7 protein-coding genes are annotated in these 12,554 nt (G+C 39.7%); all 7 read left to right on the forward strand.

Features of this window, described 5'->3' with window-relative positions:
• The first annotated feature begins 146 nt into the window (after positions 1–146).
• The 7 genes from ABN212_RS05795 (at position 147) to ispG (ending at position 12,468) form a co-directional block, all read left to right on the forward strand.
• The gene (locus ABN212_RS05795; protein WP_198632667.1) at positions 147–5,240 is read left to right on the forward strand and encodes an alpha-2-macroglobulin; all 5,094 of its coding nucleotides are present in this window, start codon (positions 147–149) and stop codon (positions 5,238–5,240) included.
• 48 nt (positions 5,241–5,288) lie between these two features.
• On the forward strand, positions 5,289–7,610 hold the full coding sequence (gene pbpC, locus ABN212_RS05800) for a peptidoglycan glycosyltransferase PbpC (RefSeq protein ID WP_198632666.1): 2,322 nt from the start codon (positions 5,289–5,291) through the stop codon (positions 7,608–7,610).
• A gap of 343 nt (positions 7,611–7,953) precedes the next feature.
• Entirely contained in the window at positions 7,954–8,379 is a 426-nt protein-coding gene (ndk, locus tag ABN212_RS05805) for a nucleoside-diphosphate kinase (RefSeq protein WP_023581630.1), read from the forward strand.
• A gap of 155 nt (positions 8,380–8,534) precedes the next feature.
• The gene (locus ABN212_RS05810; protein WP_023581631.1) at positions 8,535–9,716 is read left to right on the forward strand and encodes a bifunctional tRNA (adenosine(37)-C2)-methyltransferase TrmG/ribosomal RNA large subunit methyltransferase RlmN; all 1,182 of its coding nucleotides are present in this window, start codon (positions 8,535–8,537) and stop codon (positions 9,714–9,716) included.
• A gap of 88 nt (positions 9,717–9,804) precedes the next feature.
• Positions 9,805–10,239 carry a hypothetical protein gene (locus tag ABN212_RS05815; protein ID WP_198619733.1) on the forward strand — a complete coding sequence of 145 codons (435 nt, stop codon included), beginning with the start codon at positions 9,805–9,807 and terminating at the stop codon, positions 10,237–10,239.
• Between the two features lie 76 nt (positions 10,240–10,315).
• Positions 10,316–11,299: a cytoskeleton protein RodZ gene (rodZ, locus tag ABN212_RS05820; protein ID WP_198619734.1), complete on the forward strand. Its 984-nt coding sequence runs from the start codon at positions 10,316–10,318 to the stop codon at positions 11,297–11,299.
• 47 nt (positions 11,300–11,346) lie between these two features.
• A complete protein-coding gene (gene ispG / locus ABN212_RS05825) occupies positions 11,347–12,468 on the forward strand; it encodes a flavodoxin-dependent (E)-4-hydroxy-3-methylbut-2-enyl-diphosphate synthase (protein ID WP_196534106.1) in 1,122 nt (373 codons plus the stop codon).
• The last annotated feature ends 86 nt before the right edge of the window (positions 12,469–12,554 follow it).

Raw genomic sequence — 12,554 nt, forward strand, 5'->3', positions numbered from 1 at the left:
AGACGACTTTGTGTTGTAATTTATTTCGTCTTACGCGGTAAAAGATAGCTTATTAAGTTATTCTTTATCTTATTAGTATAAAAAAATACATATATTATCTCTGCCTGCATAGAACATCGCATTATTCAGGGGTTGAATTAAAGGAAATGGATATGAACCAAAACCAATTTAGACAATATACAGAAAAGAGAGGCTATCGTTGGAGCTCTCTTGCTGTTGTATTGGCATCAGCATTGGCTCTTACAGGTTGTGATGATAAAACGGATGAAAACACATCATCTGCTGATAAGACGCAAAATACACAAGTGACAGAGCAAAAAGATACCGCTCAGAGCACATCAGGTACTGCAACTCAAATAAGCGAAAAACCAGCAGTTACAACAAAAACGAATAACGAAACTGCATTAAAAAGTAAAGAAGTCCGTGATGAGTTGGCAATGCGTTTTGCTGGAAAAGAAGTCACCGTATTAGATGCATCAGAATTACAGCGTGATGGTGCGAGCACAATGGTTGTGACTTTCTCTGTACCGCTTGATCCTGACCAAAAGTTTGATGATGTTATTCATCTTGTTGATACCAAAAAAGGGAAATTAGAAGGTGCGTGGGAGCTATCTGATAACCTAATGGAACTACGTTTCCGTCATTTACCACCATCAACAGAATTAAATTTAACTATTGATGAAAAAATAAAAGGTATTAATGAACGTACATTAACGACACCTTTTAGCCAGAAACTAACAACAGAAGAAATTTTCCCATCTGTTGGCTTTACCAGTAAAGGATCGTTACTGCCACTTGAAGCGGCTGAAGGTCTACCCATCATTGCGTTAAATGTGGGGCAAGTTGACGTAAACTTTTTCCGTGTTAAAGATGAGCAATTAGCCCAATTCTTAACGCAATGGGAAAGCCGTTCTAATATTAACTATTGGGAATCAGATGAGTTTTTATCTCAAGCTGATCTGGTTTATACCGGTCGCTTTGAATTAAACACAGAAACAAATACCCGTGAAAACGTGTTGTTACCGCTAAAATCAATAGATGCCCTGAAAAAAGAGGGTGCCTACATTGCGGTTATGCAACAAGCGGGTAAGTATTCTTATACGGTGCCAGCAACGGTATTTACATTTAGTGATATCGGACTGTCGATGCACAGTTATCTTGATACGTTAGATATCTTTACCCAATCACTTAAAAATGGTTCTGCATTAGATAAAGTAGAAATTCGCCTATTAGATGAAAAAGGTGGATTGATTTCTAAAGCACAGACAGATAGCCAAGGGCATGCCACACTTGAGAAAAGTGATAAAGCACGTTTATTAATGGCTATTCGTGATGGGCAAACCAGTATGATTGACTTGCGTAAACCTGCGCTTGATCTGTCTGAATTTGATATTGGTGGCCCACAAGGTTATAGCAAACAGTTTTTTGCTTTCGGCCCACGTGATCTCTATCGTCCCGGTGAAACATTGATCGTTAACGCATTGCTACGTGACGGTGATGGTAATCCTATTAAAGAGCAACCTGTTAAAGTCGATCTGCTTAAAACAGACGGGCAAGTGTCTCGTAGTTTTGTTTGGCAACCTGAAAAGGGGCTTTACCAATTAAAATTAGTTATTCCTGCGGATGAAAATACTGGTACACGTACCTTACGTTTTGATGTAGGCGATGGTACACCTCGTTTCTATGAGTTTCAGGTCGAAGATTTTATGCCAGAACGTATGGCATTAGAAATCACTGGTAAGAAAGGCATTTTATTGAGTGGTAATGACGCTTATTTTGACATTAAGGGTCGCTATCTTTATGGCGCACCAGCTGCCGATAATCGCTTACAAGGGCAAGTCTTCTTAAAAGCCTCTCGTGAAGCTGTCAGTAAATTACCTGGATATGAATTTGGTACTGTAAAAGATGAAAACTTCAGCCGTCTACTGGATGAGTTTGAACTTAATTTAGACTCTGATGGTGAAGGTGAGTTAAGTGTTGATAGTGAACGCTACGCTGAGTTGAAATCACCTATCAATATTATTCTACAAGCAAGCTTACTTGAAGCGGGTGGACGTCCTGTTACTCGTCGTTATCAACAAGCAGTTTGGCCTGCCACTCATCTTGCGGGTATTCGTCCTGTCTTTCCTAAAAAAGAAGTCTACGATTATCGTACAGACAAATATAAATCAGGTTATAGCGTTGATGAAAACTCAATGGCTGAATTTGAAATTGTCTATACAGACCAAGACGGCAAAAAACTACCTGCTAATGATCTGAAAGTGAAGTTTATCTATGAACGCCATGATTATTACTGGCGTTGGTCTAGTTCGAATGGCTGGGAATCTGGCTATAACGAAAAAGATCTGCAAATGGATGAGCAAACAATTAAGATTGCGAAAGATGGCACCGCAAAAGTGGCATTCCCTGTTGAGTGGGGCTCTTATCGTATTGAAGTTGTTGATCCTAAAACAGAATTAGTTAGTAGCCTACGTTTCTGGGCAGGTTATTCTTGGATGGATAACACTGGTGGAACAGGCGCGGTAAGACCAGACCAAGTTAAATTGAAACTGGATAAAGATGGTTATTTACCGGGCGAAAAAGTTAAGTTAAACATTGTTGCACCTCATCCGGGTAAAGGTTATGTGTTACTTGAATCAAGTAATGGACCTTTATGGTGGCAGGAAATTGATGTACCAGAAAAAGGGCTTGATGTTGAAGTGCCTATTAATAAAGAGTGGGCAAGACACGATCTCTATCTGACTTCTGTTGTTGTAAGACCAGGAGATACTTCAAAACAAGCGACAGTAAAACGTGCTGTGGGTATTTTGCATTTACCATTACAGGATAAAAACCGTCGGATTGATATTTCACTTGATGCACCTGAAAAAATTCGCCCTAACCAAGATTTAAAAATTCGTATTAAAGCGAATCCAGTTGCTGGTCAGCCATTACCTGAAAATATTAATGTATTAGTTTCTGCGGTTGATACTGGTGTATTGAATATCACAGAGTATAAAACCCCTGATCCTTACGATGCCTTCTTTGGTCGTAAACGTTATAGCATTGACCAATATGATGTTTACGGTCAATTAATTGAAGGGCAAGGTCGTTTAGCTAACTTGCGTTTTGGTGGTGATGGTGGTGAAGCTGCCGCATTATCTCGTGGTGGCAAAAAGCCATTAACTGATGTGCAAATTATTGCTCAACAAACAGCTCCTGTAAAATTAAATGCTCAAGGTGAGGGCGAAGTTTCTTTGCCTATTCCAGAGTTTAATGGTGAAGTTCGTTTAATGGCGCAAGCTTGGACTGCGGATAAATTTGGTAGTCAGGAAGGTAAAGTTGTTATTGCTGCACCTTTAGTGACTCAGCTTTCATTACCTCGCTTTATGGCTGGTGGTGATAATGCACTTTTATCGTTAGATTTAACCAATCTGACAGATGATGCACAATCTATTACCTTAAATTATACCGCTTCAGGGTTGGTGGGGTTAGGTGGCGCTGAAAGCAAAACTGTCTCGCTAACGAAAGGTGAACGTACTCAAATTCAAATCCCAGTAAAAGCGAAACATGGCTTTGGTCAGGGGGAATTCTCACTGTCTATTTATGGTATTAAAGTACCAGGTGAAGAGATTAAACCTTATCACAATACATGGAATATTGGTGTTCGCCCTGCATTCCCAGCAGAAACTATTCATTATGCAAGCACATTGCAAGATGGTGATACTTGGCGCTTACCATCAGAAATTTTAAGTCGCTTTAATAGCTCAACGCTTGAAGGTGAGTTATTACTAACAAGCCGTCCTCCGTTACAAGTGGCGCGTTATGTTAGAGAGCTATTTGCTTATCCTTATGGTTGCTTAGAACAAACAGTCAGCGGGCTTTATCCTTCACTGTATTCAACAGAAAAAGAGTTGAAACAGTTGGGAATTAAAACGCAAACTGATGCTGATAGAAAAGCGGCTATTGATAAAGGTATTGCTCATCTGCTGACGATGCAAAAGTCAGAAGGCGGATTCTCTTTATGGGATCAGGGGGGACGTGAAGAATATTGGTTAACCGCTTATGCGACTGACTTCTTATTCCGTGCGTCACAACAAGGTTATTCAGTTCCAACTGATTCATTAAAACGTGCGAATGATCGTTTATTACGTTATTTACAAGATAAAAGCTTAGTTAACTATGAATATGCGGTTAATCAAGATGCAGCACGTTTCTCAGCAAGGGCTTATGCCGCGTTAGTATTAGCTAATCAGCAAAAAGCACCTTTAGGTGAATTACGTCGTCTCTATCTTGAGCGTAATCAAGCAGGAAGTGGTTTAGCCTTAGTTCAGTTAGGTATCGCATTAAAACTGATGGGGGATGGCAGCCGCGCTGAAAGCTTGATTGCTGAAGGTGTGACAACAACGCGTAAATATAATTATGGATTGGGCGACTACGGTAGCACCATTCGTGACCAAGCATTAATTATTGCATTGTTAAGTGAAAATAACCTTGAAACACAATCTCGTGATGCAAGTGTGATGACACTATCTGATAACTTAACAAGCCGTGAATGGTTCTCAACCCAAGAAAGTAACTCGTTATACCTTGCTGGGCGCTTCTTTATTAATATGGCAGAACAGCCTTGGGAAGTTGCTGTTAATCGTCAAGTTCCCGCAATCAGTAGCGATCGTGCAGTCAATGAGACATTAACATCAGCACAATTACAAGAAGGCTTAGAGCTAAATAATCGTGGTGGTGCCGCGATTTATTCTCGTATGAATATCGTGGGCTATCCTAAAGTGGCTCCTGCTCCTTATAGTAATATATTAAATATCCATCGCAGTTATTATGATTTGAAAGGAAACCGCGTTCATCCTAATCGCTTACAAAGTGGTGAAATGCTGGTGGTTAAACTGGAAGTTTCTGCTGATAGAGACGTACCTGATGCATTAGTTGTTGATTTATTACCAGCTGGTCTTGAAATCGAAAACCAAAACTTAGCATCAAGTAGTGCAAGCTTAAGTGATAGTGCTGCAGACTTGCAGGAATTTATCGACGATATGGGACAAGCGAATATCAAACATCTTGAGTATCGAGATGATCGCTTTGTTGCTGCTATCTCTGTTGATAAATATCGCCCTACGACATTGCTCTATTTAGCAAGAGCTGTAACACCAGGTAACTATCAAGTACCACCACCACAAGTTGAATCCATGTATGTGCCTTATTGGCGTGCAATAGGATCAACAGAAACCAAGATTGACGTTGTTCCTTAAATCTTGTAGCCCTTTCTTCGGAAAGGGCTTTTTCCTTTGAGTGATTGAATGAAACTAGGATATAAACGGCTTATTGCTGTTATCATTATTTTTTTGCTAACAACGCCAATTTTAGTCTGGATCGCAGATAAAATTTGGCCTCTCCCTGATCCTGAACCTCAAATTGCGACGATTGTTACAGCGCAAGATGGTACTCCTCTTTGGCGCTTTGCCGATAAAGAAGGGGTATGGCGTTATCATGTCAAACTCGCTGATGTCTCTCCTGAATATTTAGAAGCTTTAATCACTTATGAAGATCGCTGGTTTTATCAGCATCCTGGTGTTAACCCGATGGCGATATTACGTGCGGCGTGGCAAGATCTAAGTTCAGGAAGAATTGTGTCAGGCGGAAGCACATTATCAATGCAAGTGGCTCGCCTTATTGATCCTCACTCCCGTACTTTAGGGGGAAAAATCAAACAGCTTTGGCGCACCTTGCAATTAGAGTGGTATTACTCAAAAGATGAAATTCTGGAAATTTACCTCAATAGAGCACCCTTTGGCGGTACGTTAGAGGGCATTGGTGCTGCAAGTTGGGCTTATTTAGGCAAATCACCCGCTGATTTATCTGCGGGAGAGGCGACATTAATGGCTGTATTGCCACAAGCACCAAGTCGTTTACGACCAGATAGATATCCTGAACGTGCTCAAGCTGCCAGAGATAAAGTATTAGATAGATTGGCTGAGTATCAAATATGGCCACAAGAAAAAGTTGATGAAATCAAAGAAGAGCAGGTTTTATTAGCGCCAAGGCAAACACCGCAATTAGCACCACTGCTGGCTCGCCGTATGTATAACGAAAAGCGAGAGCCTGTTATTACCACCACGATTGATATCAATATTCAACGACAACTCGAAGATATTGCGAATCAATGGAAGTATCAATTAGCGGATAAAACATCCTTAGCCATCCTAGTTGTTGATCATACGGATATGAGTGTGAAAGGGTATGTTGGTTCTGCTGATTTTAATGACAATTCGCGCTTTGGTCATGTCGATATGATTAGCGCATGGCGTTCGCCAGGTTCAACATTAAAGCCATTTATTTATGCACTCGCATTAGATGAAGGGCTTATTCATGCAGAATCACTCTTACAAGATGTTCCTCGTCGATTTGATAATTATCGTCCTGGTAATTTTGACTCTGATTTTAATGGTGCGGTCAGTGCCAGTGAAGCACTAAGTCGTTCTTTGAATTTGCCAGCAGTACAACTTATCGAAGTGTATGGTGCAAAGAAATTTGCAGCGAAATTGCGTCATAACCATCTTGAAATGCGCTTTCCTTATGGTTCAGAGCCAAATTTAGCGCTGATCTTAGGAGGAACTGCAACACGAATGGATGAGCTCGTTTCCGCCTTCAGTGCATTAGCAAGGCAAGGAAAAACAGCACCGTTGCGTTTTAAGCCGGAACAAATAATAGAAAACCGAGTGTTGATGTCACAAGGCGCGGCATGGATTGTCAGACGCATATTAGCCGGAGAAGCCAGACCTCGCCCAGATAGTGCAATTTCACCCGTTGTTCCTTTAGCTTGGAAAACAGGGACAAGTTATGGCTATCGGGATGCGTGGTCTATCGGTGTGAATGCTCGCTACACCATTGGTGTTTGGGTGGGCAGACCTGATGGAACACCTGTTGCAGGGCAATTTGGCTTTGCAACGGCTGTCCCTATTATGAATCAGGTCAATAACTTATTAACTGGCTATTTCTATCAAAATAAACAAAGACCACCTACTGATTTACGTCCTAATAGTGTAACAGCAGCAACAATCTGTTGGCCGACAGGTAAGGCATTACCTAAAGAAGATAGTAACTGTCGAGTTAGTCGTCGAAGCTGGATCTTAGATAACACTATTCCACCAACTTTATTGAATGATAGCCAAGAAGGTATTTTGGGGATCAACGAAAAAATTTGGTTAGATGATGAAGGTAAACGCACTGGGCCTAATTGTCCTAATGCAGAGTTAAAAGATATTGCTTTATGGCCGATAGCATTAGAAGCATGGTTGCCTGAAAAAGAGCGCAGAGTAAAACGACTGCCACCGATTTCTGAAACTTGCCCACCAATTAAAGAAGATATTATTCCCTTGTTTATCTCGGGTATTCGTGCGGGTGATTTATTAAGGCCATTACCTGGTGAAACTAATCTCGAAATAACAGTTTCTACGCAAGGAGGAAGTGGTATGCAATGGTGGTTTTTAAATGGTGAGCAAATAGGTAAAACAGAAAACGGAGAAACATTCTCTTATTTATTAGAGAAACGAGGTAAATATCAACTTTCTGTGCTTGATCTAAGTGGTCAAACGGATATGGTTAATTTTATATTTCGTTAAACTAAATCAATGGAATAAATGAGAACTGAGAGATTTTTCACTAAAATAGGTTTTTTAATAAAGATAATTAGACTATTTATCGAGTGTCATTTCGGTTCTTTTTTATTTTTATTTTCAAGTTTGAACATGGAATACGTCAAAAATGTGATTAGATCGATAATTTATAACTTTTTTGCCACAGTTTCTTAAAAAAAAGGATATTCAATCTGTGCAATTTATTTTTATCCTCCTATAATCGAGCCCTATTTTTTGCAGGGAATGCGGTTTTTGATTCGTTTTTCCATGATCTGCGATAAAAGAAATAACAAAAGTTATCATTAATAAAATAATTTAGAGGTAAGACATGGCTATTCAGCGCACATTTTCTATTATCAAACCAAACGCAGTGAAAAAAAATGTTATCGGCGCTATCTATCACCGTTTTGAAAGTGCAGGTTTTAGCATCATTGGCGCTAAAATGTTGCATTTAACGCGCGAACAAGCTGAAGGCTTTTATGAAGAACACAAAGGCCGCCCTTTCTTTGACGGTCTAGTTGAATTTATGACTTCTGGTCCAATCATGGTTCAAGTGTTAGAAGGTGAAAATGCGATTCAACGTCACCGTGATCTGATGGGCGCAACTAACCCAGACAACGCATTAGCAGGTACATTACGTGCTGACTACGCTGATAGCTTTACTGAAAACGCGGTACACGGTTCAGATTCAGAAGCTTCTGCTGCTCGTGAAATCGCATACTTCTTCACTGAAAACGAAGTTTGCGCGCGCTAATTTATTAGCATCTCTACGCGAAAAACAGTACAATGCGACGCCCTGTTTGATAATTAACAGGGCGTTTTTTATTATTGTTTATTATACAAATATATAAGTATCCCATTAGCATCAATGCTAATGCAGGCCGCATAGTGTAACAACGAGGCAATGTCATGACCCAATCTACCACTCCAGCGCCAAGCGCTTCTGTCGCTGTTTCTAAAGAAAATACTGTGAATCAAAAAACTAAAATTAATCTGTTAGATTTAAATCGTAAACAGATGCGTGAGCTTTTTGTCTCTATGGGCGAAAAACCTTTCCGTGCTGACCAAATTATGAAGTGGATGTACCACTACTGTTATGACGATTTTGATCAAATGACAGATATCAACAAGGTGTTACGCAATAAATTAAAAGAAATTGCTGAAATTAAAGCACCTGAAGTTTCTGAAGAACAACGTTCAACAGATGGCACGATTAAGTGGGCAATTAAAGTTGGCGATCAACAAGTAGAAACTGTGTACATTCCAGAAGATGATCGCGCAACATTATGTGTTTCTTCACAAGTGGGTTGTGCTTTAGAGTGCAAGTTCTGTTCAACTGCACAGCAAGGTTTTAACCGTAACTTGAAAGTGTCTGAAATTATTGGGCAAGTTTGGCGTGCAGCTAAAATTATCGGCTCATTAAAAGAGACAGGCCGTCGTCCTATTACTAATGTCGTGATGATGGGAATGGGTGAGCCATTACTAAATTTAAATAATGTTATTCCAGCACTTGAAATCATGATGGATGATTTTGGTTTTGGTTTATCTAAACGTCGTGTCACTGTCTCTACATCAGGTGTTGTACCTGCATTAGATAAATTAGGTGATGCTGTGGACGTGGCTTTAGCTATTTCATTGCATGCACCAACTGATGAAATTCGTGATGAAATCGTTCCAATTAACAAGAAATACAATATTGAAATGTTTCTTGAAGGTGTTCGCCGTTATATTGCTAAATCAAACGCGAACCAAGGGCGAGTGACTATTGAATATGTCATGCTTGATCATATTAATGACAGCACAGACCAAGCACACCAATTAGCTGAGCTTTTAAAAGACACGCCGTGTAAAATTAACTTAATTCCATGGAACCCGTTCCCAGGTGCGCCATATGGACGTAGTTCTAATAGCCGTATTGACCGTTTCTCTAAAGTATTAATGGAATATGGCTTTACGACGATTGTACGTAAAACCCGTGGCGATGATATTGATGCGGCTTGTGGACAATTAGCAGGTGATGTTATTGACCGTACAAAACGTACACTGAAAAAACGCCAACAAGGTGAACTAATTTCAGTAAAAGCAGTCTGATACAGTTGGATATCTCTTTCTTTGTGAAGTGTATTACATAATTACAATGTAGAGAGAACAAGGATGAATATATTTGAGGAATAAAACGATGATAAGGATATCATCAGTAGTTATAACTATTGGCTTGATGCTATTGACACTTGGTTGTCAATCATCAGCCAATCAAGAACGTGTTGCAGTGTCTACACGTTTACAATTAGGTGATGCTTATTTAGCTGAAAGACAATATCAAATAGCGCAATATCATTTCCAAAAAGTGTTATCAGTGATGCCAAATCATCCTGATGCAAATTTAGGAATGGCATTAACATCGCAGTTATTAGGAAATTCTATTCAAGCGTTAGATTATTACAAATTAGCGATGAACTCGAAGCCAGTAAATGTTAATGTATTAAGGCTTTATGGTAATTTCCTTTGTGAACAAAAACTATTAAACAATAATAGTGTGTTAATTGAGGATATACCGCCAGATTATTTGGTCTGTCAGCAAAGTGATAATAAAATATCAAAAAATTCGCGGTGATATACGTTAAGGTACTTTGTGCTTTTGCGAGTTCATCAATGTTAAACATCCAATAGCCACAGTGCCTAGATTGCTAATGAATACTGAAAACAAAACCGAAGAAGTGAAATTAACAGCAGGTCAACTTTTACGTCAGGCACGAGAAAAAGTAGGGCTAACACAACAAACTGTTGCTGATCGACTTTGTTTGAAGTTATCAACAGTGCGCGACATTGAAACAGATTCTGTTTCTTCTGATATTGCACCCACATTTTTACGCGGATATATGCGTTCTTATGCCAAGCTCGTTGGTGTTCCTGAAAAAGACATCCTTGGTTTTATCGACCAACAAGCGCCTGTTAAACAAATTAGAATGACAACCACACAAAATTACTCATTAGGCAAACGTCATAAAAAACGTGAAGGTTGGCTGATGAAAATCACTTGGGTGATTTTGATTGTTATGATTGCATTAGTAGGTGTTTGGTGGTGGCAAGGTCATCAGGCGGATCAACAAGAATTAGTCTCTATGGCATCTCAAGACGTAGGGCAAAATAGTACACAAGAAAACACCAACACGATAGATTCTCCTTTAGCAACCTTAGATAATACGTCAACATCTGAAGGTGATAATTTACAAGTACCTGCGTCGCCATTAGTTGATAATCAGGCGAATAATGTCGCTACATCACCAACGGCTGAAACGACGTCACCAGCACCAACAGTACCAGTACCAACAGAAGTGAGAACGGTTCCATTACCAGTCTCACCACTAACAACATCAACAACTTCTCGAGCAAATTCAACGCAAGAATCTACTTCATCGGAAGCTCCTGCTATTGCGAATCAATTGGTTCTTATGTTTGATGGTGAATGTTGGTTAGAAGTTCGTAATGCTCAAAATAAAGTCTTATTTAATGGTATTAAGAAAGCGGGTGATCGTTTGGAATTTGATGGTGAGCAACCTTATAAACTAAAAATAGGCGCACCTTCTGTTACTCGCTTACAGTTTAATGGTGAATCTGTTGATTTAAGCCGTTTTACTGGGAAAATAGCGAAAATAACAGTACCGAGCGCTTAATCTGACTACACCTTTGAGCAAGCATGGAAGCATGGGAGAATTAATCAATGCATAAAGAATCACCTATTATTCGTCGCAAATCGACACGAATTTATGTGGGCAATGTACCTGTTGGCGATGGCGCTCCTATCGCGGTACAGTCGATGACGAATACACGAACAACAGACGTAGAAGCGACTGTTCGCCAGATAAAATCTCTGGAACGTGTAGGGGTGGATATTGTTCGAGTTTCTGTACCCACAATGGATGCTGCGGAAGCATTCAAATTAATTAAGCAACAAGTTAATGTGCCTTTAGTCGCTGATATTCATTTTGACTACCGTATCGCATTAAAAGTCGCTGAATATGGTGTTGATTGTTTACGTATCAATCCAGGTAATATTGGTAGTGAAGAACGCATTCGCCAAGTTGTTGATTGCGCCCGTCACAACAATATTCCTATTCGTATTGGCGTAAACGGCGGTTCACTTGAGAAAGATATTCAAGAGAAATACGGAGAGCCAACACCTGAGGCGTTAGTTGAATCGGCGATGCGCCATGTGGATATCCTTGATAAGCTGAATTTTGAACAATTTAAAGTCAGTGTAAAAGCTTCTGATGTTTTCCTTGCTGTTGATTCTTACCGTTTGCTAGCAAAAAAAATAGATCAACCATTGCATCTTGGGATCACCGAAGCGGGTGGTGCAAGAGCGGGATCTGTTAAATCTGCGATTGGTCTTGGGATCTTATTATCAGAAGGTATCGGCGATACATTAAGGATCTCATTAGCTGCAGATCCGGTTGAAGAAGTTAAAGTCGGTTTTGATATTCTCAAATCCTTACGTATTCGTTCTCGCGGAATTAACTTTATTGCTTGCCCAACGTGTTCTCGTCAAGAATTTGATGTTATTGGAACAGTCAACGAATTAGAGCAACGTTTGGAAGATATCATCACACCTATGGATGTTTCTATTATTGGTTGTGTTGTTAATGGACCAGGCGAAGCTGAAGTTTCAACGCTAGGTGTAACTGGCGCTAAAACACGAAGTGGTTTTTATGAAGATGGTGTGAGACAAAAAGAGCGTCTTGATAACGTTAATATGATTGATTTATTAGAAGCGAAAATTCGAGCTAAAGCATCAATGCTTGATGATAGTATGCGTATAAATATAAATCAGCTGGACAAATAATACTCAAAAAACTGGCTCATTAATCAATGAGCCAGTTTTACTATTGATTTCACATTGAATACTGATTGATTTCGCTTCTATAATCA

The organism is Proteus genomosp. 6 (assembly GCF_040139785.1).
GTDB lineage: Bacteria > Pseudomonadota > Gammaproteobacteria > Enterobacterales > Enterobacteriaceae > Proteus.